The 26,907-nt window shown below is 40.4% G+C and carries 27 protein-coding genes; 24 read left to right on the forward strand and 3 right to left on the reverse strand.

Translation table 11 applies throughout. From position 1 onward, the window contains the following. Positions 1–35: 35 nt before the first annotated feature. Entirely contained in the window at positions 36–302 is a 267-nt protein-coding gene (gene rpsT, locus E2L03_RS13465) for a 30S ribosomal protein S20 (protein WP_038478851.1), read from the reverse strand. A gap of 195 nt (positions 303–497) precedes the next feature. On the opposite strand from rpsT, the gene gpr reads away from it, so the two are divergent. The 13 genes from gpr to deoC all read left to right on the forward strand — a co-directional run bounded on the left by gpr (position 498) and on the right by deoC (position 15,093). Further along, positions 498–1,613 (forward strand): GPR endopeptidase, encoded by a 1,116-nt coding sequence (gpr, locus tag E2L03_RS13470; protein ID WP_038478854.1) that lies wholly within the window; start codon positions 498–500, stop codon positions 1,611–1,613. Between the two features lie 181 nt (positions 1,614–1,794). Further along, positions 1,795–2,142 (forward strand): hypothetical protein, encoded by a 348-nt coding sequence (locus E2L03_RS13475; protein WP_038478857.1) that lies wholly within the window; start codon positions 1,795–1,797, stop codon positions 2,140–2,142. 92 nt (positions 2,143–2,234) lie between these two features. Further along, positions 2,235–4,058: a translation elongation factor 4 gene (lepA, locus tag E2L03_RS13480; protein WP_038478860.1), complete on the forward strand. Its 1,824-nt coding sequence runs from the start codon at positions 2,235–2,237 to the stop codon at positions 4,056–4,058. Between the two features lie 54 nt (positions 4,059–4,112). Further along, positions 4,113–5,270 (forward strand): radical SAM family heme chaperone HemW, encoded by a 1,158-nt coding sequence (gene hemW / locus E2L03_RS13485; RefSeq protein ID WP_038478863.1) that lies wholly within the window; start codon positions 4,113–4,115, stop codon positions 5,268–5,270. A 100-nt stretch (positions 5,271–5,370) separates the two neighbouring features. Next, positions 5,371–6,393 carry a heat-inducible transcriptional repressor HrcA gene (gene hrcA / locus E2L03_RS13490; protein ID WP_055736040.1) on the forward strand — a complete coding sequence of 341 codons (1,023 nt, stop codon included), beginning with the start codon at positions 5,371–5,373 and terminating at the stop codon, positions 6,391–6,393. A 152-nt stretch (positions 6,394–6,545) separates the two neighbouring features. Next, a complete protein-coding gene (gene grpE / locus E2L03_RS13495) occupies positions 6,546–7,121 on the forward strand; it encodes a nucleotide exchange factor GrpE (RefSeq protein WP_038478868.1) in 576 nt (191 codons plus the stop codon). A 17-nt stretch (positions 7,122–7,138) separates the two neighbouring features. Continuing rightward, the gene (dnaK, locus tag E2L03_RS13500) at positions 7,139–8,974 is read left to right on the forward strand and encodes a molecular chaperone DnaK (protein WP_038478871.1); all 1,836 of its coding nucleotides are present in this window, start codon (positions 7,139–7,141) and stop codon (positions 8,972–8,974) included. Between the two features lie 157 nt (positions 8,975–9,131). Further along, positions 9,132–10,250, forward strand: coding sequence for a molecular chaperone DnaJ (gene dnaJ / locus E2L03_RS13505; protein ID WP_038478874.1), 1,119 nt, complete (start codon positions 9,132–9,134; stop codon positions 10,248–10,250). A gap of 72 nt (positions 10,251–10,322) precedes the next feature. Continuing rightward, positions 10,323–11,267, forward strand: coding sequence for a 50S ribosomal protein L11 methyltransferase (gene prmA, locus E2L03_RS13510; RefSeq protein ID WP_055736039.1), 945 nt, complete (start codon positions 10,323–10,325; stop codon positions 11,265–11,267). A gap of 8 nt (positions 11,268–11,275) precedes the next feature. Then, entirely contained in the window at positions 11,276–12,022 is a 747-nt protein-coding gene (locus E2L03_RS13515) for a 16S rRNA (uracil(1498)-N(3))-methyltransferase (RefSeq protein ID WP_038478880.1), read from the forward strand. A 10-nt stretch (positions 12,023–12,032) separates the two neighbouring features. Next, a complete protein-coding gene (gene mtaB, locus E2L03_RS13520) occupies positions 12,033–13,370 on the forward strand; it encodes a tRNA (N(6)-L-threonylcarbamoyladenosine(37)-C(2))-methylthiotransferase MtaB (protein ID WP_038478883.1) in 1,338 nt (445 codons plus the stop codon). 193 nt (positions 13,371–13,563) lie between these two features. Continuing rightward, complete coding sequence (locus E2L03_RS13525) at positions 13,564–14,328, forward strand: class I SAM-dependent methyltransferase (protein ID WP_134259396.1); 765 nt, start codon at positions 13,564–13,566, stop codon at positions 14,326–14,328. Positions 14,329–14,418: 90 nt separating this feature from the next. Further along, complete coding sequence (gene deoC / locus E2L03_RS13530) at positions 14,419–15,093, forward strand: deoxyribose-phosphate aldolase (protein WP_134259397.1); 675 nt, start codon at positions 14,419–14,421, stop codon at positions 15,091–15,093. 287 nt (positions 15,094–15,380) lie between these two features. Here the strand turns inward: deoC and E2L03_RS13535 are convergent, their stop codons facing one another. Both E2L03_RS13535 and E2L03_RS13540 read right to left on the reverse strand, forming a co-directional pair. Then, entirely contained in the window at positions 15,381–16,310 is a 930-nt protein-coding gene (locus E2L03_RS13535; protein WP_038478893.1) for an aldo/keto reductase, read from the reverse strand. Positions 16,311–16,352: 42 nt separating this feature from the next. Then, positions 16,353–17,291: a Na/Pi symporter gene (locus tag E2L03_RS13540; RefSeq protein WP_134259398.1), complete on the reverse strand. Its 939-nt coding sequence runs from the start codon at positions 17,289–17,291 to the stop codon at positions 16,353–16,355. A 183-nt stretch (positions 17,292–17,474) separates the two neighbouring features. Here E2L03_RS13540 and rpsU point away from each other — a divergent pair, with 183 nt between their 5' ends. From rpsU to E2L03_RS13595, 11 genes are all read left to right on the forward strand, one after another. Then, a complete protein-coding gene (rpsU, locus tag E2L03_RS13545; protein WP_035396344.1) occupies positions 17,475–17,648 on the forward strand; it encodes a 30S ribosomal protein S21 in 174 nt (57 codons plus the stop codon). Positions 17,649–17,674: 26 nt separating this feature from the next. Then, entirely contained in the window at positions 17,675–18,118 is a 444-nt protein-coding gene (locus E2L03_RS13550) for a GatB/YqeY domain-containing protein (protein ID WP_038478899.1), read from the forward strand. Positions 18,119–18,269: 151 nt separating this feature from the next. Then, a complete protein-coding gene (locus E2L03_RS13555) occupies positions 18,270–19,610 on the forward strand; it encodes an NfeD family protein (RefSeq protein ID WP_243839531.1) in 1,341 nt (446 codons plus the stop codon). 25 nt (positions 19,611–19,635) lie between these two features. Continuing rightward, positions 19,636–20,652 carry a flotillin-like protein FloA gene (gene floA / locus E2L03_RS13560; RefSeq protein WP_038478904.1) on the forward strand — a complete coding sequence of 339 codons (1,017 nt, stop codon included), beginning with the start codon at positions 19,636–19,638 and terminating at the stop codon, positions 20,650–20,652. A 54-nt stretch (positions 20,653–20,706) separates the two neighbouring features. After that, entirely contained in the window at positions 20,707–21,243 is a 537-nt protein-coding gene (locus tag E2L03_RS13565; RefSeq protein ID WP_038478906.1) for a YqfB family membrane protein, read from the forward strand. Positions 21,244–21,403: 160 nt separating this feature from the next. Next, positions 21,404–21,694 carry a sporulation protein YqfC gene (gene yqfC, locus E2L03_RS13570; protein ID WP_038478909.1) on the forward strand — a complete coding sequence of 97 codons (291 nt, stop codon included), beginning with the start codon at positions 21,404–21,406 and terminating at the stop codon, positions 21,692–21,694. 26 nt (positions 21,695–21,720) lie between these two features. Then, complete coding sequence (gene yqfD / locus E2L03_RS13575) at positions 21,721–22,908, forward strand: sporulation protein YqfD (RefSeq protein WP_134259399.1); 1,188 nt, start codon at positions 21,721–21,723, stop codon at positions 22,906–22,908. Between the two features lie 5 nt (positions 22,909–22,913). After that, entirely contained in the window at positions 22,914–23,885 is a 972-nt protein-coding gene (locus E2L03_RS13580) for a PhoH family protein (RefSeq protein ID WP_055736030.1), read from the forward strand. 28 nt (positions 23,886–23,913) lie between these two features. Next, positions 23,914–26,055, forward strand: a complete 2,142-nt coding sequence (locus E2L03_RS13585; RefSeq protein ID WP_038478918.1) for an HD family phosphohydrolase — start codon at positions 23,914–23,916, stop codon at positions 26,053–26,055. Between the two features lie 13 nt (positions 26,056–26,068). After that, entirely contained in the window at positions 26,069–26,539 is a 471-nt protein-coding gene (gene ybeY / locus E2L03_RS13590; RefSeq protein ID WP_134259400.1) for an rRNA maturation RNase YbeY, read from the forward strand. Next, a complete protein-coding gene (locus tag E2L03_RS13595; protein WP_055736028.1) occupies positions 26,514–26,900 on the forward strand; it encodes a diacylglycerol kinase family protein in 387 nt (128 codons plus the stop codon). The genes ybeY and E2L03_RS13595 overlap by 26 nt, the downstream gene beginning before the upstream one ends. Positions 26,901–26,907 lie beyond the last annotated feature (7 nt).

The following is a 26,907-nucleotide window of genomic DNA, read 5'->3' on the forward strand; positions in this document are numbered from 1 at the left end:
GTGAGTCGTTTTTATTGTTTTATAAACAGTAGGTCTTATGCAGACAAGCTGTTTAATTTTTTTGCAAGACGAGATTTTTGACGAGCTGCAGCGTTTTTATGGATAAGTCCTTTTGTTGCGGCTTTATCAATCTTCTTCGTTGCTTCAGCAAAAGCAGTTTTTGCTTCTTCTGCATTACCGTTAGAAGCAGCAGTTTCAAAGTTCTTAACTGCAGAACGTAAAGCAGATTTTTGCGCTGCGTTTTGCACGCGACGTTTATCGTTTGTTTTAACACGTTTAATAGCAGATTTGATGTTTGGCATTTATTTCACCTCCGTCATAAAATGGCCTATGCGAAGGCCTCTCTAGATCACTGTTTCAGCAGTACAACACTCTGCATTTTATCAAACATACTCCACGAATGCAATACAAAGTGTTGAAGTCTTCTATCTTCTGAATGTTTTCTTTTTGACTCGGTCATATTAAAGGCATGACATTGACGAAGGAGAAGCGATAAAATGGGAAATTTAAACATGGAACCGTATGCGATTCGTACAGATCTTGCACTTGAAGCACATGAAATGGTTGTGGAGGAACAAGTTAATCAAAATGTGAAAGAGCCGACTAAAGTTGATGATGTGCTAGTAGTAGAAGAAACAATAGCGAATGTGAAAGTAACAAAAGTGAAAATTGGTGCAAAGGGTGCAGAACGCTTAGGGAAACAAGCTGGGAACTATTTAACCTTTGAAGCTCAAGGTATAAGGCAAAAAGATACCGAATTACAGGCAGACCTTGAACGAGTGTTCGCGAACGAGTTCTCTGCTTTCTTAAAACGCTCCTCAATTCACGAAGACGCTACATGCTTAATTGTTGGACTGGGAAATTGGAATGTGACACCTGATGCTCTGGGACCCCTCGCGGTAGAAGAGATTCTAGTCACAAAGCATCTATTTAAACTTGCACCAGAAGAAGTTCAAGATGGATATCGCTCAGTTAGTGCCATTACCCCTGGCGTTATGGGTGTAACTGGTATTGAGACAAGTGATGTTGTCTTTGGTGTTATTGAAAAAACAAAACCAGACTTTTTAATCGTCATTGATGCACTCGCTTCACGATCCATTGAACGGGTCAACACAACGATTCAAATAGCGGATACAGGCATACACCCAGGTAGCGGTGTAGGAAATAATCGAAAAGCAATGAATCAAGAAACACTTGGTATTCCAGTTATCGCCATCGGCATACCGACTGTTGTTGATGCAGTGACCATTACTTCTGATGCCATTGATTTTGTTCTTAAGCATATGGGCAAAGAAATGCGTGAAGGAGATAAGCCATCAAGACGATTAGCACCTGCTGGTATGACGTTTGGAGAGAAGCGGACACTAACAGATGAAGACCTACCCGATGAAGCTGGTCGAAAAGCTATTTTAGGTATGGTAGGAGGATTGGAAGTGGAAGAGAAGCGCAGACTTATTCAAGAAGTACTTGCTCCTCTCGGGCATAATTTAATGGTCACACCTAAAGAAATAGACGTTTTTATAGAAGATATGGCTCACGTGGTTGCTGGGGGATTGAATGCAGCTCTACATGGAAAAGTGAACCAAGAAAATGTCGGAGCGTACACAAAATAAGACGTGAGAGGAGCTGTCTCAATGATTTTGAGTATAGCTCCTTTTTTAAAAGTAACCAAGATGCCTCTTTAAACAGGTTTTTAATTTGCCAAATGAAAAGGATTTGTTCTGATCCTATTCTTCTCGCATACAGTATACAAATGGACAGGCTGTTTGAATCGGGCTAGAGAGGATGAGCGACATGAAAACTGCGAAACGTCGATTTTTCTTATTATTTTTTAGTATTTTATTTGGCTTGATGATGGGTGTGCAGTTAATGAGTGAATATGCAGGGTTAAATGAACCAAAGCCATTAAACATAGAATTAATAGAAAAGGAAGAAGAGAACCAGCTTCAGCCAGTGTCTCCAGCGCAAGAAGTAGTGGTTGAAAAGAAACCTTTGACAACGGATCGAGAAGAAAAAGGATTATCAAATTTATTCTCAGACTTAGGTTCGACGTTAGCAGACCAAACAGAAGGTGCAACACGGTCAGGGTTGGAGAAAGTGGTTTCCATTGTACAAGGAAGCGTTAATAAAGACGATAGGTAGGTCAATCAAAAGCTTTTATTGCTGGTGTGCCTTAACCTTGTTATAATAAGGGATAGTGTAAATGCAGGTTTTTTAGGGGTGAAGGCAAACGAATGAAAAAGGATCAAAATTTAGAGCGTCAATCCAGAATTCGTAATTTCTCGATTATTGCTCACATTGACCACGGTAAATCAACGCTGGCTGATCGGATATTGGAACGAACCGGCGCATTAACAGACCGAGAAATGAAAGACCAGACGCTTGATGCAATGGATCTTGAAAGAGAACGTGGCATTACAATTAAACTAAATGCGGTTCAGTTGAAATATAAAGCGAAAGACGGAGAAGAGTATATCTTTCATTTAATTGATACACCAGGACATGTCGATTTTACATATGAAGTCTCACGAAGCTTAGCTGCTTGTGAAGGTGCTCTGTTAATTGTTGATAGTGCGCAAGGAATTGAAGCTCAAACATTGGCCAATGTGTATTTAGCGTTGGATAATGATTTAGAAATTCTTCCTGTTATTAATAAAATCGACTTGCCAAGTGCAGAACCGGAACGTGTTAAGCAAGAAGTTCAAGATGTTATTGGGCTAGATGCTTCTGATGCTGTGCTCGCATCTGCAAAAAACGGAATCGGTATTGAAGAAATTCTCGAACAAGTAGTAGAAAAGGTACCGGCACCGACTGGAGATCCAAGTGCTCCATTAAAAGCACTTATTTTTGATTCTCTTTATGATCCATATCGAGGTGTTATTGCCTACATTCGAATTGTGGAAGGCACGGTTAAGCCAGGGCAAAAAATTCGCATGATGCAAACAGGCAAAGAGTTTGAAGTCAACGAAGTAGGTGTGTTTACACCGAAAGCGATAAAATGCGATGAACTGTCTGTAGGAGATGTTGGGTTTTTAACAGCAGCTATAAAAAATGTAGGGGATTCCCGTGTAGGGGACACGATTACAAGTGCAGTTACACCGGCTGACGAGCCATTACCAGGTTATCGTAGAATGAACCCAATGGTATACTGCGGCCTTTACCCAATCGATACGGGAGAATATAATGATCTTCGCGAAGCGCTAGAACGTTTGGAACTAAACGATTCCTCGTTGCAATATGAGGCAGAAACATCTCAAGCATTAGGCTTCGGCTTTCGTTGTGGATTTCTTGGCTTACTACACATGGAAATTATACAAGAAAGAATTGAACGAGAGTTTGGTATCTCTCTAATTACAACAGCTCCATCTGTTATTTATAATGTAACGTTAACGGATCAGGAAACGGTTAAAATTGATAACCCAGCTAACATGCCTGACGCACAAAAAGTGGATCATGTTGAAGAGCCTTATGTGAAAGCGACGATTATGGTCCCAAATGATTACGTTGGCGCTGTAATGGAACTCTGTCAAGGTAAGCGCGGTGTGTTTATGGACATGCAGTACTTGGATGAAGTACGCGTACAGATCATTTATGAAATCCCACTTTCAGAAATTGTGTATGACTTTTTTGATCAGCTTAAGTCTAATACAAAAGGCTATGCATCCTTTGACTATGAGCTTGTCGGCTATCGAGCATCTAAGCTTGTGAAAATGGATATTTTGTTAAATGGTGAAAAAGTCGATGCACTATCTGTTATTGTTCATCGCGATTCTGCTTATGAACGTGGAAAAATCATTGTTGAGAAATTAAAAAAATTAATTCCACGACAGCAATTTGAAGTTCCTGTTCAAGCAAGTATTGGCACAAAAGTCATTGCTCGTTCGACGATAAAAGCCATGCGTAAAAACGTTCTTTCAAAATGTTACGGTGGAGATATTTCCCGTAAACGTAAGCTTCTAGAGAAGCAAAAAGAAGGAAAGAAACGTATGAAGGCTGTCGGGAACGTTGAAGTTCCTCAAGAAGCTTTTATGGCAGTATTACGAATGGACGAGGATTAAGAATGAAAAAGCCGGCTATTTCAGTTGGCTTTTTTCTTATTAGGAGGTAAAGGTATGGGGGATTCGATTTATATCCATATTCCGTTTTGTGAACATATTTGTCACTACTGTGATTTTAATAAAGTCTTTCTAGAAAACCAGCCTGTCGATGCATATGTTGACGCACTTATAAAAGAAGTGCAGCGATCACCACAAGCTAGAGAACAGCGTCCGATTCGCACGATTTATATTGGTGGAGGAACGCCAACTGCACTTACGGCTAAACAACTAGAAACGTTATGTCAAGCGCTGCACAAAGAGTTGAATTTAAGCGCGCTTATTGAATGGTCTGTCGAAGTCAATCCCGATAGTGCTACAGCAGACCGGCTTAACGTTATGAAACGTTTCGGTGTAAACCGATTAAGCTTAGGGGTTCAAACATTTTCACAACCGATTTTAACGGAAATCGGACGAACACATTCTCCAGAAGGTGTTCATGAGGCAATTCAAAAAGCACGAGAAAGTGGATTTACTAATCTCTCTGTTGATTTAATGTTGGGGCTTCCGAATCAATCGGTTGCAGATTTTAAAGAGTCTCTAGAGAAAGCACTTGAACTAGATGTAGAGCACATTTCTGCTTACATGTTAAAAGTCGAGAAACAAACGGTGTTTTACAACCGTAAAAAGAAGGGGACGTTATCTTTGCCTCCAGAAGAAGATGACGTTGCGATGTATGATCTATTAACGGAAATGACAAAAGCTCACGGTCTTTATCAGTATGAGCTGAGCAATTTTGGTAAGCCTGGCTATGAGAGCCAACACAATCTAGTCTACTGGAACAACTTGTCATATGCAGGGTTCGGTGCTGGTGCATCTGGTTACGAAGGACGCGTGCGCTACCAAAACATTAATCCAATTCAAAAATATATAGATGCTATCAATCAAAATGGCAGTGCCCACTACCGCAGACATGATGTTTCAACAGCAGAGTATTTAGAGGAAGCTGTCTTTCTTGGTTTACGAAAACGAGCTGGTATTAAAAAGGCAGACTTTAAAGAGCGCTATGGGTTTGACTTGGATCAATTGTTTAAAGATGAGATTGCTTCAGGTGTAAAGAAAGGTCTGCTTAAAGATGGAGAAACGACGCTTGCGTTAACAGAAGAAGGGTTATTGCTAGCGAATGAAGCATTTGAATTATTTGTGGCTTCACTTGATGAGACGCTTTATTCATAGTTAAAACGTGTTTTTTAATTGACAAAAGAGATGCCTTTTGATAGTGTAACTATAGCATTAGCACTCAACAGCATAGAGTGCTAACAGGGAGGTGCTAGGAATGTTAACTGAAAGACAACTCTTGATCTTGCATGCAATCGTTGACGACTATGTACGTTCCGCTGAGCCAGTTGGTTCTAGAAGCATCTCTAAGCGTGCTGATGTCCAATTCAGCTCAGCAACGATACGGAATGAAATGGCCGACTTGGAAGAGCTTGGTTTTCTTGATAAGCCGCACAGCTCTGCCGGACGAGTTCCTTCTCAAAAGGGCTATCGTTACTATGTAGACCATTTACTATCTCCGCATCGATTAACAGTAGCTGAACGTTCGAGGCTGTCCACAATTGCCTCAGCGAAAATACAAGCGATTGAAGAAGTGTTCCAAGAGTCGGCACGAATTTTATCAGAAATGACAAGCTATGTGTCGATTGTTCTAGGATCTGAGCTGTCTAATGAGCGATTGCAAAAGATTCAAATCGTTCCGCTTGAGGGAATGAAAGCCATCGTTATCTTAATCAGTGAAACAGGTCATATTGAAAACCATATTGTGCTATTAGATGAACATGTCACGACAGAAGACTTAGAACGAACAGTCAATCTCTTAAATGAGCGGTTACGTGGTGTGGCATTCTCACAGTTGCAACAGAAAATTCATCATGAACTAAATCATCTTTTTAAAGCCCATGTAAGAAATTATAAGCAAGTATTAGGTATGCTTGAACCAACACTTTCACCAGCTATTACAGAAAAACTGATCTTTTCGGGCCGCTCGAATTTAATGGAGCAGCCAGAGTTTCAAGATATTGAAAAGATGAGAATGGTTTACCGAGCGCTTGAAGAAGAAACATTGCTTTATGATTGGTTGAAAACACAGCATGTGAATGGATTAAATGTTTCAATTGGAAATGAAAATCAGCTAAAGGCACTGGATGAATGTAGTATCGTCACGGCATCCTTTGCGATAAATGGGCAGCACGTCGGCACATTAGGTGTCATTGGTCCGACACGCATGGAATATCGCCGCATGTTAAAAGTAGTCGATTCATTATCAAAGAATATGTCAAAGCTACTAACGGATCATTAAACGTCATGTCTAAGTAGTGGTATAAGCTGCTACTTAACATACATAAAAACGCAAGAGCAACAATGATTGCGTCTTGTGAACATTTTTTGATATCCTGACGAAGGGTAGCAAGAGATGTACATGAGTATTGATTTTAGCAGGAGGTGAACAAGATGCCAGAGCAAAACAAAAATGAAGCTGAAGAAAAACAAGAACATGGCACTGAAGAAGTAGTAGAAGACAATCATTCTGAAGAACATATGGATGAACAGAGTGAGAATGTTCAAGAAGAACAAGAAGCTGAAGTTGTTCATCCTCTTGAAGTAGAATTAAAAGAAGCAAATGATCGACTCGCTCGAACGAAAGCTGATTATGATAACTTCAGAAGAAGAACAAAAGAAGAGCGTGAAGCTCAACTTAAATATAAATCTCAAACGTTAATTGAGAAGTTATTACCAGCTCTCGATAACTTTGAGCGTGCCCTTGCTGTAGAGCCGCAAAGTGATGAAGCAAAACAACTTCTTCAAGGAATGGAAATGGTATACCGACAAATTGAAGACGCGCTTCAAAATGAAGGTGTAACGGTCATTCCGACAGAGGGAGAAACATTTGATCCTCATTTGCACCAAGCAGTGATGCAAGTAGAAGAAGAGGGTTACGAACGTAATCAAATTGTTGCTGAACTACAAAAAGGATATCAATTAAAAGATCGTGTCATTCGCCATTCAATGGTTAAAGTGAATTCATAGGCTTAGGAGGAAAAAATATGAGTAAAATTATTGGAATTGACTTAGGTACAACGAACTCATGTGTAGCAGTAATGGAGGGTGGCGAAGCAACGGTTATCCCGAATCCAGAAGGTAACCGCACGACACCATCTGTTGTGGCTTTTAAAGATGGAGAGCGTCTAGTAGGAGAAGTTGCGAAACGCCAAGCGATTACAAATCCGAACACAGTAATCTCCATTAAGCGTCATATGGGTACTGATTACAAAGTAGAAGTAGAGGGTAAGAGCTACTCTCCACAAGAACTTTCTGCGATCATTTTACAGAAGCTTAAATCAGATGCTGAAGCCTATTTAGGTGAGAAAGTAACGAAAGCCGTTATTACGGTTCCAGCTTACTTCAACGATTCTCAGCGTCAAGCGACAAAAGATGCTGGTAAAATTGCAGGTTTAGAAGTAGATCGTATTGTCAATGAGCCGACTGCTGCAGCACTTGCATACGGTTTAGAAAAAGAAGAGGATCAAACGATTCTTGTTTACGACCTTGGTGGTGGTACATTTGACGTATCTATTCTTGAACTAGGCGATGGTTTCTTTGAAGTTAAAGCAACGTCTGGTGATAACAAGTTAGGTGGAGATGACTTTGATGATGTGATCATGGATCATCTTGTAGCAGAATTCAAAAAAGAAAACGGCATTGACTTATCACAAGATAAAATGGCTATGCAACGTTTAAAAGATGCGGCAGAAAAAGCGAAAAAAGATCTTTCTGGCGTAACCCAAACTCAAATTTCGTTACCGTTTATTACAGCAGACTCTACTGGTCCAAAGCATTTAGAGATGAACTTAACCCGTGCGAAGTTTGATGAGATCTCAAGTGATCTTGTAGAACGTACGCTAGCACCGACTCGCCGTGCCCTTTCTGATGCTGGTCTTTCAGCTTCTGAAATTGACAAAGTCGTTCTTGTTGGTGGTTCTACTCGTATTCCTGCTGTACAAGAAGCAATTAAACGTTTAACAGGTAAAGACTCTCACAAAGGAGTAAATCCTGATGAAGTGGTTGCACTTGGTGCTGCAATTCAAGCAGGTGTTTTAACAGGTGATGTAAAAGACGTCGTTCTACTTGACGTTACACCATTATCTCTAGGTATTGAAACAATGGGCGGTGTGTTTACGAAATTAATCGAGCGTAATACAACCATCCCTACATCTAAATCACAAACATTTTCAACAGCTGCTGATAACCAGCCTTCTGTAGATATCCATGTGCTTCAAGGTGAACGTGAAATGGCTGCAGATAATAAAACCCTTGGTCGTTTCCAGTTAAACGATATCCCACCGGCACCACGTGGTGTTCCACAAATCGAAGTGAGCTTTGATATTGATGCGAACGGTATCGTAAACGTAAAAGCGAAAGATCTTGGTACAAATAAAGAGCAATCTATTACCATTACATCTTCATCAGGTCTTTCAGATGAAGACATCGAAAAAATGGTTCAAGATGCAGAAGAAAATGCAGAAGCGGATAAGAAGCGTCGTGAGCAAGTCGAACTTCGCAATGAAGCAGACCAGCTTGTATTCTCAACTGAAAAAACATTAACGGACCTTGGCGATAATGTGGATCAAGGGGAAAAAGAAAAAGCGGAAGCTGCTAAAGATAAGTTAAAAGCAGCACTTGAAAGTGATAATGAAGAAGAAATCAAAACCGCTAAAGACGAGCTTCAAGAAATCGTCACAGCTTTAACTACGAAAATGTATGAGCAAGCAGCACAAGCGGCACAGGCACAACAAGGCGCTGAAGGCGAAAACGCTAGCCAGCAGGATGATAATGTTGTCGATGCTGAATATGAAGAAGTAAATGACGACGAAAAGAAATAAGTGTAATGAGAAAAGTCAAAGTCAGTTTCAAGGGCTTTGACTTTTTTTTTAAGAAGTCTTTTATGCCAGTTGCGCGAAAGACTTGACTGATGATAAGATGAACGTTATGTGAGAATAGGTAAAGCAGCGAGAATGCTTTGTAGTCGGGAGGAAAACCGTGAGTAAACGAGATTTTTATGAAGTGTTAGGTGTTAGCCAAAATGCTTCTGAAGACGAAGTGAAAAAAGCATACCGAAAATTAGCTCGCCAATACCACCCTGATGTGAATAAAGAAGAGGGTGCAGAAGCGAAATTTAAAGAAGTTAAAGAAGCGTATGATACATTAAGTGATCCGCAAAAGAAAGCGCACTACGATCAGTTCGGTCATACAGATCCAAACCAAGGTTTTGGTGGGGCTGGAGCTGGTGATTTTGGTGGCTTTAGCGATATTTTTGACATGTTTTTCGGAGGTCAAGGTGGCGGAAGAAGAAATCCGAATGCCCCTAGACAAGGGAATGATCTTCAATACACAATGACACTCGAATTTAAAGAAGCTGTTTTTGGGAAAGAAACAGAAATCGAAATTCCTCGAGAAGAGAACTGTGAAACGTGTGATGGCTCCGGTGCAAAGCCGGGAACAAAGCCGGAAACATGCTCGCACTGTAAAGGTTCTGGTCAGCTAAATGTGGAGCAAAATACACCGTTTGGCCGTGTGGTAAATCGCCGTGTTTGTAACCATTGTGAAGGTACTGGAAAGATGATTAAAGATAAATGTAATACGTGCCATGGTAAAGGAAAGGTACGAAAACGTAAGAAAATTAGCGTCAAAGTACCTGCTGGAATTGATAACGGACAGCAGCTTCGTGTTTCTGGTCAAGGAGAAGCTGGAACAAATGGAGGTCCTGCAGGGGACTTGTATGTAGTATTCCAAGTGAAAGAACACGAATTCTTTGAGCGTGATGGTGAAGATATTTATTGTGAAGTTCCACTAACGTTTCCACAAGTTGCATTAGGGGACGAAATTGAAGTACCAACGTTAACGGGGAAAATAAAGCTAAAAATTCCAGCTGGCACGCAAACAGGAACGAATTTTAGACTAAAAGGTAAAGGTGTACCGAATGTTCACGGTCGCGGCCAAGGGGATCAGCACGTACAAGTACGAGTGGTAACACCAAAAACGTTAAACGAAAATGAGAAAGAATTGATGAGAGAATTCGCAGGTATGAGTGGCGGTCGCCCGGAAGAGCAAAATGATGGGTTTTTTGATAAATTACGCCGTGCATTTAAAGGCGAGTAAAAAAGGTAGTGAAGAGAAGGAATCCTTTTCTTCACTTCTTTTACGAGTGAAATTGAAAAGGTGGATAAATAGATGAAATGGGCAGAATTTCGTGTTCATACGACGCAAGAAGCGGTAGAACCCGTTTCAAACATTCTTCACGAAGAGGGAGCAGCTGGGGTAGCGATAGAAGATCCGAAAGATTTGGTTACGGAATGGAGCGTCAAGTTTGGTGAAGTTTATGAGCTTTCTCCAGACGATTATCCAACAGAAGGCGTGATGGTGAAAGCTTATTTCCCAATGAATGATGCATTTGAACGGACAATTGCGGAAGTGGAGGACCGAATAAAAGGGTTAGTAGCATTTGATATTCCGATTGCGCCTGGAACAACAGGCTATGTAGAAGTAAATGATGATGATTGGGCAAACGCATGGAAGAAATATTACCACCCGGTTAAAGTAACGGATCAGATTGTCATCGTTCCTACTTGGGAAGACTATCATAAAAAAGACCATGAGCTTATTATTGAACTTGACCCTGGCATGGCGTTTGGAACAGGGACTCATCCAACGACAGTACTTTCTTTACAAGCATTAGAAGAGTCTGTAAAGAAAGGTGATGCGGTCATAGATGTTGGAACAGGATCAGGCGTCCTCGCTCTCGCTGCCTGGAAATTAGGGGCAGAAAGGATACATGCCTATGATTTAGATGATGTTGCAGTAACGAGCGCACGGGAAAATTTCAAGCTTAATGATGCAGAGAATAAGATTCAAATCGCGCAAAATAATTTATTAAATGGAATCGAAGCGAATAGCGCTCATGTTGTTGTCGCAAACATTTTAGCAGAGGTGATTGTCACCTTCACAGATGACGCTTATCGAGTTGTGAAGCCAGGTGGAACTTTTATTACTTCAGGTATTATTGAACGTAAAGAACAGCTAGTTAAAGATAAAATTGAAGCGTCGGGCTTTACGATTACCGCCGTTCAACGTCAAGAAGGCTGGGTTGCCATTATAGCTAAGAAAGTCAATGAGTGAGGTGACGTATGCAGCGTTATTTTATCGCAAATAAACAAATGAGCGAAACACAGGTTACGGTAACAGGTGAAGATGCCGCTCATATTCGGAAAGTAATGCGAATGGCGGTAGGAGATGCCATCATATGTGTAAATGAGACTGGTCGAGCTGTTGTAGCGACGATAACAGCGCTTTCTGAAGATAGAGTGAGTGGAGACATTCTTTCCGAAGAAACGAAACAAACCGATTTACCTGTATACGTTACGCTTGCTCAAGGATTGCCAAAAGGGGACAAGTTTGAATACATTATTCAAAAAGCCACAGAATTAGGCGTACACGCAATCATTCCTTTTATTGCAGAACGGTCTATTGTAAAATGGGATGAGAAAAAAATGCAAAAAAAACTTGTCCGATTTGAAAAAATCGCTAAAGAGGCGGCAGAGCAGTCCCATCGTTCTTCTGTTCCTACCATATTAAGCCCTTTAAACAGACAATCGTTAGTAACTAATTTACATACCTACGATCTCTGTTTAGTTTGTGATGAAGATGAGGCAAAAAAAGGTGGAAAAAGCGTATTAAAGGAGCAACTAGAGAAAGTAGCATCTGGAATGCGTGTATTAATCATTGTCGGCCCAGAAGGGGGAATGGCAAGACAAGAAGTGGATCAATTAACACAAGCTGGAGCCATTCCTTGTAGCTTAGGTCCAAGAATTCTTAGAACGGAAACGGCAAGTTTATATATGCTAGCCGCACTCTCTTATCAAGTAGAATTATGAGGTGAACTAAATGTCAACCGTTGCGTTTCATACACTAGGTTGTAAAGTGAATCATTACGAAACAGAGGCTATCTGGCAGCTGTTTAAGCAAGAAGGATATGAAAAAGTAGATTACGAAGAAACAGCAGATGTATATGTTATCAATACATGTACTGTAACCAATACAGGGGATAAAAAGAGTAGACAAGTCATTCGCCGAGCCATTCGTAAAAATCCCGATGCTGTTATTTGTGTAACAGGCTGTTACGCGCAAACATCTCCAGCTGAGATTATGGCGATTCCAGGTGTTGACGTTGTTGTAGGTACCCAAGATCGACCAAAGATGCTTACCTATATTGAACAGTTCAAAAAAGAACGTCAGCCTATTAACGGCGTCGGCAACATTATGAAAACAAGAGTCTATGAAGAACTAGACGTTCCTTCATTTACAGATCGTACAAGAGCATCGTTAAAGATTCAAGAAGGCTGTAATAATTTCTGCACATTCTGCATTATTCCGTGGGCACGAGGGCTAATGCGTTCTCGTGATCCTGAAGAAGTTGTACGTCAAGCGACACAGCTTGTGGAAGCAGGCTACAAAGAAATTGTTTTAACAGGGATCCATACAGGTGGATACGGCGAAGATTTAAAAGACTATAGTCTTGCCCGTTTGCTAGAAGATTTAGAAACGGTTAGCGGCTTAAAACGAATTCGAATATCTTCCATTGAAGCGAGTCAATTAACTGATGAAGTCATTGCTGTCATCGGCAAATCAACAAAAGTTGTTCGCCACATGCATATCCCACTTCAATCTGGCTCTGATACTGTTTTAAAGAGAATGCGCCGTAAATATACAATGGCTGCATTTGCGGAAAGAATTACAAAGCTAAAAGCCGTTTTGCCACGCTTAGCGATTACGTCTGATGTGATTGTTGGTTTTCCTGGAGAAACGAATGAAGAATTTCAAGAAACCTATGATTTTATTGCGGAGCATAAATTCAGTGAGCTTCATGTATTTCCTTATTCAATGCGAACGGGGACGCCAGCTGCGCGAATGACTGACCAAGTAGACGAAGAAGTGAAAAACGAAAGAGTTCATCGTTTAATTGAGCTATCAAACCAATTAGCAAAAGAATATGCATCTTCATTTGAAAATGAAGTCTTAGAAGTTATACCAGAGGAACGGGATAAAGAAAATCCTGAAAGTGGTCTATTTGTCGGTTATACAGATAATTACCTAAAAGTAAAGCTTGTTTGCGATGAGTCAATGATTGGTAAAATTGTACGAGTAAAGCTTACAGAAGCAGGCTATCCATTCAACAAAGGTGAATTTGTCCGTGTGATGGATGATCATAAAGAGCTTGTTTAAAAAGTTATAGCAATGTTTCACTAAAAGGATGAACCCTAAAGAAGACAAATGGGTTCATCCTTTTCGAATTACAAAAAGTATTCTCTCGTACCAATCCATTTGCTCTCCTTATAGATGATGATAAGAAAACAGTCTTATCCATAATAAAGCCATTCACTTATACTAAATGTAATCAAAAGGAGGACTGATTGGGATGGAAAAGAGTTCAAAAGAACAATTTGGTGCATATGCAGAAGCGTATGTTACAAGCAACCTTCATGCAAAAGGAAAAGATCTGGCTGTATTAGAACATTTAGTAAAAGAGGGTGATGCCCAATCTATAATTGATATTGCAACTGGTGGTGGGCATGTTGCCAAAAAATTAGCAGCGTATACAAAAGATATCGTCGCTGTTGATCTAACTCCAGAAATGTTGTCAGTTGCCAAAAAGCATTTAAGTGATGCAGGGATTGATCATGTTCAGTACGTAGAGGCCGCTGCGGAAAATTTACCTTTTGAAGATGAACGTTTTGATTTAGCAGTTAACCGCATAGCGGCTCATCACTTTATGAATGTACCCAAATTTTTAGATGAAACCTATCGCATTCTCTCGAAAGAGGGGCGTTTTTTCCTTCTGGATAACGTAGCATTAGAAGATGATGGTGTCGATAGTGCTTATAATCAACTTGAAAAGAAACGTGATGCCAGTCATATACGCGCCTATAAAAAATCCGAATGGCTGCAAATGGTTGAAGAGGCAGGCTTCACGGTTAAACGCATGCATACGTTTGAGAAACCATTCCTTTTTCAAGATTGGACAGATCGAGTTCAATTTACAACTACTCAAAAGCAAGAACTCTCTCAATGGATGAGTCAGTTACCTGCTAGCGTTAAAGCTGCCCTATTTATAAAAGAAGATCATACAGGTGTGCACTCCTTTATGGGTCAGTCCATTTTGCTTGAAGCGATAAAAGCATAACCCACAGCGGGAATCAGTCTGCCACTCGTGTTGCGCTCTTTTTCGTGTTATGATGAACAAGAGATTACAACAGATGAAAGGATGAGTGAAATGGCTGAATCAGTCGCCCACCTCATTGACCACACGCTTTTAAAAGCAGATGCAACAAAACAACAAATCTTACATTTATGCGAAGAGGCAAAGCAATATAAGTTTGCTTCTGTCTGTATCCAGCCTTATTGGGTTAAGACAGCAGCCCAAGTTTTAGCTGAAGAGCCAGAAGTGAAAGTGTGTACAGTTATTGGCTTCCCTCTAGGGCAAAATACAACTGTCATCAAAGCGGAAGAAACGAAAGATGCCATTGAGAATGGTGCCACAGAAGTTGATATGGTGATCAATATTGCCGCATTAAAGGATCAAGATGACGAAACGGTTCAAGCGGATATAAAGGCAGTAGTAGACGCAGCGAAAAATAAAGCGTTGACGAAAGTTATCATTGAAACGAGTCTCCTTACAAATGAAGAAAAAGAGAGAGCTTGTCGTTTAGCTGTTCAAGCGGGTGCTGATTTCGTGAAAACATCTACTGGTTTCTCTACTGGTGGTGCTACAGTTGAGGATATTCGTTTAATGCGTTCCACAGTAGGTTCACAAGTAGGCGTAAAAGCGTCTGGTGGAGTTAGAAGTTTTGAAGATGTACAAGCGATGGTTGAAGCAGGAGCTACTCGAATTGGAGCAAGTTCTGGAGTTGCCATTGCAAAAGGATTAGAAAGCGAATCAAATTATTAATTAATGAGGCTGGGACAAAAGTAGATAGACAGACCAAAATGACGAACATTCCTGAAAATAGGAACGTTCGTCGTTTATTTTATATGAAAACTAGCGGAAGGAGAATCCGAAGACTCCTGAGGGATTAGCACGTGTCTGAAGACTCTGGAGTGGCGGTTTTCCACGGATGAGGCTGAGGCCGTGTCCCCGGAAAGCGAAGGATTCTCCTGTAGCGGTGCTACTCAGCATAGTTTAGACTATTCGTCTTTTCAAATACTACTTTTCGTTATGTCCCAGCTCTTTTTCTTTTAAAACAATGTGTCAATAAAGCGTTTATCCTCTTCAGTCAACGTAACTTCGACGCTTTTAGCATTGTCTAACAGTTGTTCCGCGCGCTTAGCACCTGGAATGATAATATCTATCTCTGGTCTAGCTAAATACCAAGCGAGTACGATGTGTGCAACGTCAACATGATGCTTTTGAGCAATTGGTTTTAGTTGATTTACTTTTTCGATGTTTCGTTTGAACGTGGTTCCTTGGAAGTGACCTTGTTGATTTCGTAAATCACCCTCAGGAAAGACGGTGTCTTCTGTGTATTTTCCAGCTAGAAGTCCAGATACGAGAGGAAAGTATGGGATAAAAGAGATGGTATGCTCGAGCATATATGGGAAGAGCTCTTTTTCTGCTTCACGATTTAACAAATTGTATTCACCTTGATAAACATCAACGTACCCATCTTGATTCGCGTCTTTCAATTGTTCAATTGAAAAATTAGACACACCGATAGAACGAATTTTCCCAGCTTCTTTCATTTCTTGGAGTGCGGCAACGGCATCTCTTTTAGGCGTCTCTTTATCTGGAAAGTGAATGTAAAATAGGTCAATGTAGTTCACGTTTAGTCGTTTCAACGCATCATCGACTGACGCTTTAAGAAAGGCTGGAGAGTTATCAAAGACATATTGATCTCCATCTTTTCGATGCGCCGCTTTGGTGGCAAGAATAACATCTTCTCGCTTGAACTCTTGCAGGACTTCTCCAATTAGCTCTTCCGAACGACCCTCACCGTAGATAAAGGCAGTATCAATAAAATCAACGCCATTTTTAATTCCATCACGTACTAACGCTTTACCTTTCTCTTCATCAAGATTAGGATATAAATTATGCCCACCAACTGCATTAGCGCCTAATCCGATTGGAAACACATGGATCCCTGAATGTCCTAATTCTTTTTTACGCACTTTTATCTCCTCCTGAAATCTTTAGTTGGGTACGGTTTTATTTTAAAGGTCTTTTTTCGATCGTGCAAAAAATTGAACAAAACGTGCAAACCGATTTGCAAATGGGAGAACCAGTAAGGAACAAATGATATTATAGATTGTACTTGCATGAGCCAGTTGTACACTTAAACTATCACTTAATAACGAAGAAAAATGAGCCAAAAAATCAATAAATGGATAAAAGAGGATGGCGCCTAACAAATTAAGCCAAATGTGGGCATGGGCAACGAGTCGAGCTGTCTTTCCTGCTCCAATACTAGCGATGTAAGCTGTGAAGCACGTGCCAATATTTGCGCCAAGCATAATGGCTACACCAGATTCACTCGTCAAGCTCATCCCTTCAATAAAACTCATCGCAATGCCAATTGTCGCTGTACTTGATTGGATAATCGTTGTCATGATAGCGCCAACGGAAATCCCTGCTACATAATGATCGTTTGTCCACATAAAGAAGTGTTCTGTAAGTGGAAGTGTGCGTAAAGGTTCTGCAAGACCCTCTAGTCCATTCATAGATAAGAAGATACAACCGATTCCAAATAACACGCAACCAATAACATAAAAAGAGGAATATGACAAAAGCAGACAGAGAAAACCAATAACGAGAAGTGGAACAGCCAAATCGGTTACATTGAAGGCGATTAACTCTAATGTAAAACACGAACCAATGTTAGCACCAAGTATAACACCAATGGAATGCCTAAATTGAATGAAGCCAGCCGCAACAAGTCCAACTAATAAAACAGTGACAACTGAACTACTTTGAAAAAGCATCGTTATAAGAATACCAACGATGAGTCCTTTTAATGGAGAGTTGGTTGTTTTTATTAAGATCGCTTTTACAGTTGAAGTTCCTACTTGCAAAAGACCAGATCTTAAAATATAAATGCCAAATAAAAATAAAGCAATAAAGACAATTAATAAGGAAAGAAACTCCTTAACCATGCTGATCATCACCTCGTCCTTCCCACTATATGGTCAAAAAAGAAGAAGCATGTCTTTTTTCTTTAGGTAGATATGGATATTGAGATCTTATAGTTGACCATAATCCTTGACTGTATTATAATTACTGCAGACGTGTCATAAGCACGTATTGAGTTTGGTTGTTTTCGGAGGGAGGGAAATAGAATGGCAGAAACTCGTGTTCGCAAAAACGAATCGATTGATGCTGCACTTCGTCGCTTTAAGAGATCGCTCTCTAAAGAAGGAACGTTAGCTGAGGTAAAAAAACGTAAACACTTCGAAAAGCCAAGTGTGAAGCGTAAAAAGAAATCAGAAGCAGCTAGAAAACGTAAATTCTAGTTCTGATTAGGAGAGGATGATTTCACTTGACTCTTCTTGAGAGGTTAAACCTGGACCTGAAGACTGCGATGAAAAAGAAGGAAAGAGAGACGCTTTCCGTTATTCGTATGGTGAAGTCCTCGTTACAAAATGAGCAAATTAAGCTCGGGCGTGAGCTTACTGAAGATGAAAGCCTTACTGTGCTTAATCGTGAAGTAAAGCAGCGTAAAGAATCCCTCCATGAATTTAAACAAGCGAATCGTGAAGATTTAGCGTTGAAGCAAGAAGAAGAACTTGCTTTGCTCCAACGATATATGCCTAAACAATTATCAGAAGAAGAATTGGAAGCCATCGTTCAAGAAACGATATCTGAAGTAGGCGCAACATCAAAAGCCGATATGGGTAAAGTGATGAGCGCATTGATGCCTAAGATAAAGGGGAAGGCCGATGGTGGTTCAGTCAATCGTCTTGTTGCAAAGCGGTTAACTTAAACATTCTTGATAAACCTCTGTTTCTAACAGAGGTTTTTTAGCGTTCTGTTTGGTTTTGAAAAGCACATCTGATAAACTTTAAGGAAGGACGAAACTTTTCGTTCTCTTCGTTCGTAAAGAGAATAAGAGAGATAGGGGGGATGAAAAAAACGTGAACAAATGGTTGAAGGTTGCATTTGTTTCGTATTTGCTCGTTTTTCTATTACTACCGTTGCAAATGATTGTTAAAGCGGATGATACAAATGATGCCAGGGTTTATGTCATTCCTGTTGAACAAACCGTTGAGCGGGGGCTCGAAGCATTTTTAGAGCGGTCGTTTAAAGAGGCTGCTGAAGAAAATGCCGATCACATCATACTCGATATTCATACACCAGGTGGCGCAGTGGATGCAGCTGGAAACATCGCTAATATCATGAACAATACGACTATTCCTGTAACCGCATTTATTAATAGTGAAGCGATTTCTGCAGGTGCCTACATTGCGTTAAATGCAGATCAAATTGTCATGGTACCAAATGGTCAAATGGGATCTGCAGGTGTTATTGATGGCAGTGGGAATGCTGCTGAAGAAAAGGTTCAGTCCTTATGGATTAGCAGAATGAAAACGGCTGCCGAAGAAAATGGACCGGATGGGGGAAGAGACCCTGCCTATGCGGAAGCGATGTCAAATGCTGATTTTGATGTTGAAGGATTTCCCTCTGGGTATTTAACATTAAACGCAGAACAGGCATTAGAAGTCGGATATGCAGACGCGATTGAAAGAAATGTAGACGGTGTGATTAACTTCTTAGGGTATCAGTCTGATGAAGTCAACATTGTTCATTCAGAAGTGAGCATCGCGGAGCAAATTGCTCGGTTTGTCACAAATCCTATTGTTATTCCTATTCTTTTATCAATAGGAAGTCTTGGTTTAATTATGGAGCTATACTCACCGGGATTTGGCGTTCCTGGATTTATGGGTATTTCTGCACTGCTTTTATTTTTCTTTGGTCATATGGTAGCAGGTTTTGCTGGTTGGGAGTCGTTAATATTAGTTGTTGTAGGCATTGTCTTACTAGGTGTTGAGATGGTGGCACCTGGTTTCGGTATTTTTGGCATACTGGGAATCGGATTGATAATTGGTGGACTCTTTATGGCTTCTTTTTCGACTACAGTAATGGTCATTTCAGTAGCCATAACCCTTGTTGTGACGATTGCAGCAGCCATTATTCTATTTGTGTTTTTTGGCAATCGGGGACCATGGAAAAAGCTTGTACTTCAGGCTCAAACAACAAGCGAAGAAGGGTATCTCTCAACTGAAACTGATCAAGGCCTAATGGGTCAAACAGGTAAAGCATTAAGCGACTTAAGACCAGCAGGAATTGCGTTAATTAACGACAGACGCCTTGACGTTGTGTCTGAAGGAAGCTATATTGGACGAGGGAGTATGCTCAAGGTTGTCTATACATCTGGTTCACGAGTAGTAGTTAGAGAAATTGAGCAAAACGATTAAACTAGAATAAGGGAGGAAATGAGAAATGGATGATGGAATTATCATTACGCTCATAATTGTTGCAGCAGCTGTTATTCTACTGGCGATTTTATTTACGTTTGTACCAGTAGCTTTATGGATCTCGGCTATTGCAGCTGGCGTAAAAATTGGCATTTTTGAGTTAGTAGGAATGAGGCTTAGACGAGTTGTGCCAGCTCGCGTTGTAAACCCACTAATTAAAGCGGTTAAAGCAGGAATTGACCTTGATTCTTCAAGGTTAGAGGGGCATTACTTAGCAGGTGGTAACGTTGACCGAGTAGTTAATGCATTAATTGCAGCACAGCGAGCGAATATCGAGCTCTCATTTGAAAGAGCGGCAGCAATTGACCTTGCTGGTCGTGACGTTTTAGAAGCAGTTCAAATGAGTGTAAATCCTAAAGTCATTGAAACACCGTTTATTGCCGGTGTAGCAATGGATGGGATTGAAGTGAAAGCAAAAGCTAGAATTACAGTACGTGCGAACATTGATCGACTTGTTGGTGGTGCGGGTGAAGATACAATTATCGCTCGTGTTGGTGAGGGGATTGTTTCAACAATCGGTTCTCAACAAGATCACAAGAAAGTTCTTGAAAATCCAGATATGATTTCTCAAACGGTATTAACAAAAGGATTGGATTCAGGTACTGCTTTTGAAATCCTTTCGATTGACATTGCCGACATCGATATTGGTAAAAATATTGGTGCAGAGCTACAAACCGATCAAGCCGAAGCAGACAAAAAGATTGCTCAAGCGAAAGCTGAAGAGCGTCGTGCAATGGCTGTAGCACAAGAACAAGAAATGAGAGCTCGTGTTGAAGAAATGCGTGCGAAAGTTGTGGAAGCAGAAGCAGAAGTTCCAATGGCGCTTTCTGAAGCGTTGCGCAACGGACACATGGGTGTAATGGATTATATGAACTACCAGAACGTATTGGCCGACACAGATATGAGAGATTCAATTAGTAAATCGTCAAAAGGTGACAGTGACATGTTCCCTGAAAACGATCCAAGAAACAAAAATAATTAAGAAAAACCCTCATAAGGCAATATGGTGTACCCATTAAGAAGGAGGGGATAATGGATGTCAGATTTAGTGCAATTTATCTTGGCGAATCCTCTTATCTTAATTATCATTGTTGGTGTTTTAGTCAGCTCTCTATCAAAACTAGGGCAGTCAACCCAACAACAAGAGGAGCGTCAAACTCCCCAACGACAATCAGCTGAACCGCAGCGTAGGCAGCAACCGGCTGAACAAAGGCAAGAGGAAGTCCGTTGGGAGGATTATTTCCCGAGTGAATCAGCACCTCCTGAACAAGCTTATGAGCCAATCAACGAGCCATCAAGACAAAGCGAAGCTCAACAGCGTGACACAGCGAAGCGGCAGAATGAACTCTATGAGCGTCATCGTGAAGCACGCCGTAAGGTCAAAGAGTTAAAAAACCAATCGGCCCCTGTTGTTGCGGTAATGGCTGAAAGTGAGCAGACGAACTCAGAGGGAAAATTAGATATGGATTTCAAGAATGTTTCCGGAAAAAAAATGATGGAAGCTGTTGTATGGTCTGAGGTGCTTGGACCACCGAAAAGTAGACAGCGTGGTTCAAGAGGTCGATCGTTTTAACCTTGAAACCCTATAGTAAAACGTAGCAATCACTTTAGTGATTGCTACGTTTTTTTTGTTGCGTCAATGTTGAAAAGGTCAGCAAAAATGTAGGGCCCCAGTCATTTTTGTGCTAAGTAAGCAGAGCCATTCATACAATCTTTAGGAGGGGGGCTGCTTAATGAGTCGTATGACAAACCGTATAAAAAAATGGGTAACCGAACAAATGCAGCTTCCGGCTGACGTCACAATGGATTTACCGAGAATTACAATGATAGGACAGCTACATATATATATTGAGAACCATCGAGGGGTTTTACAATTTTCGAATAAAGAACTTCGCTTATTGTTAAAAGAGGGACAGCTCCTTGTGACAGGTGATCAATTTGTATTAAAGACGATTTTGCCGGAAGAATTACTACTTGAAGGAAGAATAGACAAAGTGATGTTTATTAATGAAGAAGAAAAGTAAATACTGTTTATAAGGAGCGAAGCACGATGCGAAATGGATTTGTAAATTTGATAGGTGGCGTGGTAACGGTAGAAATTAGCGGCCCTTATCCAGAGCAACTATTGAACCGCTGTCTTAAACAGGGTATGCACATTTGGGACGTTTCTGTAATGGAAACAGAGAAGATTCAGTTTAAAGTCCAGTTAAGCAATATTCATCAATTAAGACACTTTTTAAGGAAAACAGATTTAACGTTACGTTTTAAAGAGCGACAAGGTCTTCCTTTTTTTATAAAACAAATGAAAGTAAGGGCGGGATTTGTTACGGGGATTGCTGCGTTTTTTATTGCATTTTTTCTTCTCTCGAATATGGTGTGGGGGTATTCGATAGATGGTGCTTCTCCTCAAGTTGAAAAAAAATTAGAAGAAGCCATTGCAGAATTAGGTGTTAAACGAGGTGAATTTAGTTTCACTTTACCAAAGCCAAATGAAATTCAAGCGTATGTGACAGATCGAATAGATGAAGCAACCTGGGTTGGTGTGCGAAAAAAAGGGACGAACTATCAATTCGAGGTTGTTGAACAAGTGCGACAATCAGATCCTGAAATAATAAGCCCTAGACACTTAGTAGCATCAAAAAAAGCGGTCATTCGATCAATGTTTGTTGAAGATGGGACAGCGGTAAAACGAACGAATGATGTTGTTGAAAAAGGGGACTTGCTAGTATCAGGTTTTATTGGTGTAGAAGGGGCTGAGCAAACAATTCCAGCTAAGGCCTCTGTCGTCGGTGAAATATGGTATACTTCAACTGTAAGCATGCCAATCACCCAAATATACTCGTCGTTAACGGGGGAGCAGAAAAACAAATATCAGTTAAAAGTTGGCGATGTGTCTATCCCATTTTGGAATATTACCGCGCCGGATTACGAGTCAATGGAAACGTATAGAAAAGAAAGTCAGTATACGATTTTCGGCTATCGTTTACCGGTCCAACTTATCGTTGATGAGCATCGTGAAACCCAACACTTTGAGCGAACGTATGAAAAAGAAGAAGCATTTGACGTGTTGAAAGAGCAAGCACGTTTGGACTTGGAACAAGATTTGCCAGAAGGTGCAGACATAATAGGTGAACAAGTTTTGCATGAAGCGGTTGAAAATGATACAGTTTCATTAAAGATTCATTACCAAGTTCTTGAAGAGATTACGCAAGAAAAACCAATTATTCAAGGAGACTGAGGCGATTGTCAGAAACATCATTGATTCAACTTAACTTAAGAGATGCTCAAATAGCACAAGCACTATATGGGCCGAATGATTTGCATTTAAAACGAATTGAAGAAGAATTATCCATTGAATTAGTGACGAGAGGCGAAGATATCCTCATCACTGGCGATAAGCTTCAAATTGAACGCGCAGCAAAAATAATTGAGACGTTAATTGGCGTCGTCGAGCAATATGCTCAGTTATCCGAACGCGACGTCTTTTATGCGATTCAGCTAGAAAAAGAAGGAAAGCTAGCTGAATTAAACGAATTATACGATGAAAATATAGCGACTACGGTCAAAGGGAAAATCATTCGAGCTAAAACATTAGGTCAGCGACACTACATTTCCATGATTCGCAAACATGATATGGTATTTGGAGTAGGCCCTGCTGGCACGGGAAAAACATACTTAGCAGTTGTTTCAGCTGTATCTGCTTTGAAAGAAGGGAAAGTCAACCGGATTGTGTTAACCCGTCCAGCTGTTGAAGCCGGTGAAAGCTTAGGATTTCTTCCAGGTGACTTAAAAGAAAAAGTGGACCCTTATTTACGTCCAATTTACGATGCGCTGCATGATGTTTTAGGTGTCGAGCATACAACGAGATTAATGGAGCGAGGCACAATTGAAGTTGCACCATTAGCCTATATGCGAGGTCGAACGTTAGATGATTCATTTGTCATTTTAGATGAAGCGCAGAATACGACAGAAGAACAAATTAAAATGTTTATAACTAGACTAGGGTTTGGATCAAAGATGGTTATAAATGGAGATATTACCCAAATCGATTTGCCAAAGGGTAAGAAGTCGGGATTGCAAGTTGCGCTTCACAAGTTAAGATCCGTAAAAGGGATTGGCATGGTCTATCTTCAAGCATCTGATGTAGTAAGACATGTGCTCGTCCAACGTATACTTCAAGCATATGAACATGACGAGCGGTTGAACGATCAATAATGTGCAAAGCCGAGTGAGGTGACTGTATGTGGAAGAAGATAAGCCTAAAGTATCTGCTCCAAAGAAATGGTGGCGGAAAATAAAGCAACAACCGTACATACGTACAGTTATTTATACAATACTTGGCTTAATTATGTACGGTATGATGCTTGACAATATTATACCGGAGCAATTAGAAGTGAATTTGTCTGAACCAGCTGAACAAGACATTCGCGCACCAATGACGGTTGAAAATCGAGTGGCAACGGAGCAAAGGCGAACGGAAGCGGTAGGGGCTGTCGAAAGCCAAATGAAGCACAACCGTCAATATGAAGAAGATCGAGTTCAGCAAGTAAACGATATCTTTACGGTTATTCGTCTTGAACGAGAGCAGGAAGCTGATGAAGAGGAAGAAGCTCCTTCCATTTCAGATCAAATTGAAAATGTTCGCTCAGACTTGTCTTCTTCAACAAATGCCGATTTGAGTGATGAAGCTCTTGAAGTGTTGTTGACGACGTCTGACTACCAATTTCAAGCTGCTCAAGAGGCAGCTGTCAATACCGTCCATGAAACAATGAGTGAACCAATAAAGGTAGGCGATTTACAGGAAGCAAAGCAAAACGCTGAAAATCAAATAGCGGAAGTAACAAGTCTCTCGCCAGATGTTCGTGAAGCCATAAGCAATGTAGTTGATTTAGCAATTGTGTTTAATGTAACCTATGATGCTGAAACAACACAGCGGTTAAGGCAAGAAGCGGCTGATTCAATTGACCCTGTGCTCATACGTGAAGGTGAATTGATTGTAAAAGCAGGCGATCTTGTCACATATGAAATGTATGAACAGCTTCGATTGGTTGGTTTACTGGATGAAGCTACCGTTGTTTTCCCTTATATTGGACTAGCGTTGTTTGTCTTCATTTTAATCGGAATGCTGGTTTATTTTTTAAATGACTCCCATACGACGGTCGCAACAAACAACTCACATTTATTAATGTTTTCAATTGTGTTCGTCGTTATTTTAGTGCTGATGAAGCTATATAGTTACTTAGAGTCTCTTATCTCTCTGCCTGGAATTGGTTTTGCAGTTCCGGCGGCGGCAGGGGCAATGTTACTAACATTGTTGCTACACCCTAAGATTGCCATCGTAACCAGTTTTCTTTTCGCTATTATTGGGAGCGTTTTTTACAATCACGATTCCTCTAGTACTTTTGCGTTTATGTATGGCTTTTATATTTTAGTTGGTTCTCTTACAGGCATCTATTTCTTGAAACAATCAAACAAAGCAACACGAATTTTAAAAGCTGGCTTTTTTGTACTCTGTGCGAACAGCTTAACGGTACTATCCATTTTATTAATGAAAAGTATTTATTTGAATTGGGTCGAACTAAGTTTTTATTTCTTAGCAGCGTTTTTAGCAGCTTTTGTTGCTTCCGTTCTGACAATAGGGTTACTCCCGTTTATCGAAACAGGCTTTGGAATATTGTCAACGGCAAGGTTAATTGAACTTTCAAGTCCAAACCATCCGCTACTCCGAAAGATTTTAACAGAAGCACCTGGAACATATCATCATAGCGTTGTTGTCGGGAATTTGGCAGAAGCAGCTTGTGAAACGTTAGGTGAAAATGGGTTACTAGCAAGAGTAGGGGCTTACTATCATGATCTAGGAAAAACAAGACGTCCGAGATTTTTTATCGAGAATCAATTAAAAGGGGATAATCCTCACGATAAGATCTCACCCCAATTAAGTAAAACCATTATTATTTCACATCCATACGATGGCGCTGATTTGCTCCGGCAACATAAAATGCCGCGGGAAATTATTGATATCGCAGAACAACATCATGGCACAAGCCTGCTTAAATTTTTCTACTATAAGGCAAAGCAAGATGATGAAAAACAACATGTACCTGAAAGCCAGTTTCGATATCCTGGTCCAAAGCCACAAACAAAAGTAACATCTATTATTTCCATTGCAGATAGTGTTGAGGCTGCTGTGCGATCAATGCAAAAACCAACACCTGATAAAGTCGAGCAGTTGGTCGATAAAATTATTAAAGATAAGCTTGAAGACGGTCAATTCGATGAGTCAGATTTAACACTAAAAGAATTAAATCAAATTAAGCTGTCGATGTGTGAAACGTTAAATGGAACGTTTCATCAGCGAATAGAATATCCTGATGATGATGATTAAAAAGGAGTATTAAATGATTGAGATAGACATTATTGATGAGACAGAGACATTGACAGAAGAGCAACTGAAGCTTGTTCACGACGTCCTATCTTATGCTGGCAAAGAAGAAGCTATTCATACAGCTACAGAGCTATCGGTTACATTTGTAGATGAGGATGCGATCCATGAGTTAAATTTAGAACATCGTGGCATCGATCGCTCCACAGATGTGTTATCGTTTGCTTTAAACGATGGAGAGCCGGATTACGAAGAGGTAGTAGGAATTCCGAACCTATTAGGAGATATTATTGTATCCACTGCTCACATTCATCGACAGGCTGAAGAGTATAATCATTCATTTGAACGTGAACTTGCTTTTCTTGTTGTTCATGGCTTTCTTCACCTGCTAGGTTATGATCATCAATCAAAGGAAGAAGAAAGGGAAATGTTTACTAAACAAGAGGAGATTTTAGAATCCTATGGCCTTGGAAGATCGAAACCGTAGAGGGTTAAAACGTTTATTGCGTTCATTTAACTATGCCATTTCAGGTCTTGGCTATGTAATTAGACACGAACAGAACATGCAAATTCATTTAGCTAGTACAATGGCTATTTGTGGGCTTGCCTGGTTTTTTTCTGTCTCAGCGACTGAATGGGTGTTGCTCCTACTTGTAATGGGAGGCGTGTTAACAGCTGAAACACTTAATACGGCAATCGAACGGACGGTTGATTTAGTGACGGAAGACTTTCATCCACTAGCAAAGCGAGCAAAAGATATCGGTGCTGCTAGCGTGTTCATTTTTTGTATCATTGCCATCATTATTGGGGCTATTATATTTGTGCCTTATTTTATAAACATTTTATAACGAAAAA

Source organism: Shouchella oshimensis (assembly GCF_004375095.1).
Classification (GTDB): Bacteria; Bacillota; Bacilli; order Bacillales; family Bacillaceae_D; genus Shouchella; species Shouchella oshimensis.

What these genes read in the sequence shown, in the direction of transcription:
- rpsT (WP_038478851.1), bottom strand. Translation starts at nt 302, where the DNA reads ATGCCAAACATCAAATCTGCTATTAAACGTGTTAAAACAAACGATAAA.
- gpr (WP_038478854.1), top strand. Translation starts at nt 498, where the DNA reads ATGGGAAATTTAAACATGGAACCGTATGCGATTCGTACAGATCTTGCA.
- E2L03_RS13475 (WP_038478857.1), top strand. Translation starts at nt 1,795, where the DNA reads ATGAAAACTGCGAAACGTCGATTTTTCTTATTATTTTTTAGTATTTTA.
- lepA (WP_038478860.1), top strand. Translation starts at nt 2,235, where the DNA reads ATGAAAAAGGATCAAAATTTAGAGCGTCAATCCAGAATTCGTAATTTC.
- hemW (WP_038478863.1), top strand. Translation starts at nt 4,113, where the DNA reads ATGGGGGATTCGATTTATATCCATATTCCGTTTTGTGAACATATTTGT.
- hrcA (WP_055736040.1), top strand. Translation starts at nt 5,371, where the DNA reads ATGTTAACTGAAAGACAACTCTTGATCTTGCATGCAATCGTTGACGAC.
- grpE (WP_038478868.1), top strand. Translation starts at nt 6,546, where the DNA reads ATGCCAGAGCAAAACAAAAATGAAGCTGAAGAAAAACAAGAACATGGC.
- dnaK (WP_038478871.1), top strand. Translation starts at nt 7,139, where the DNA reads ATGAGTAAAATTATTGGAATTGACTTAGGTACAACGAACTCATGTGTA.
- prmA (WP_055736039.1), top strand. Translation starts at nt 10,323, where the DNA reads ATGAAATGGGCAGAATTTCGTGTTCATACGACGCAAGAAGCGGTAGAA.
- E2L03_RS13515 (WP_038478880.1), top strand. Translation starts at nt 11,276, where the DNA reads ATGCAGCGTTATTTTATCGCAAATAAACAAATGAGCGAAACACAGGTT.
- mtaB (WP_038478883.1), top strand. Translation starts at nt 12,033, where the DNA reads ATGTCAACCGTTGCGTTTCATACACTAGGTTGTAAAGTGAATCATTAC.
- E2L03_RS13525 (WP_134259396.1), top strand. Translation starts at nt 13,564, where the DNA reads ATGGAAAAGAGTTCAAAAGAACAATTTGGTGCATATGCAGAAGCGTAT.
- deoC (WP_134259397.1), top strand. Translation starts at nt 14,419, where the DNA reads ATGGCTGAATCAGTCGCCCACCTCATTGACCACACGCTTTTAAAAGCA.
- E2L03_RS13540 (WP_134259398.1), bottom strand. Translation starts at nt 17,291, where the DNA reads ATGGTTAAGGAGTTTCTTTCCTTATTAATTGTCTTTATTGCTTTATTT.
- rpsU (WP_035396344.1), top strand. Translation starts at nt 17,475, where the DNA reads ATGGCAGAAACTCGTGTTCGCAAAAACGAATCGATTGATGCTGCACTT.
- floA (WP_038478904.1), top strand. Translation starts at nt 19,636, where the DNA reads ATGGATGATGGAATTATCATTACGCTCATAATTGTTGCAGCAGCTGTT.
- E2L03_RS13565 (WP_038478906.1), top strand. Translation starts at nt 20,707, where the DNA reads ATGTCAGATTTAGTGCAATTTATCTTGGCGAATCCTCTTATCTTAATT.
- yqfC (WP_038478909.1), top strand. Translation starts at nt 21,404, where the DNA reads ATGAGTCGTATGACAAACCGTATAAAAAAATGGGTAACCGAACAAATG.
- yqfD (WP_134259399.1), top strand. Translation starts at nt 21,721, where the DNA reads ATGCGAAATGGATTTGTAAATTTGATAGGTGGCGTGGTAACGGTAGAA.
- ybeY (WP_134259400.1), top strand. Translation starts at nt 26,069, where the DNA reads ATGATTGAGATAGACATTATTGATGAGACAGAGACATTGACAGAAGAG.
- E2L03_RS13595 (WP_055736028.1), top strand. Translation starts at nt 26,514, where the DNA reads ATGGCCTTGGAAGATCGAAACCGTAGAGGGTTAAAACGTTTATTGCGT.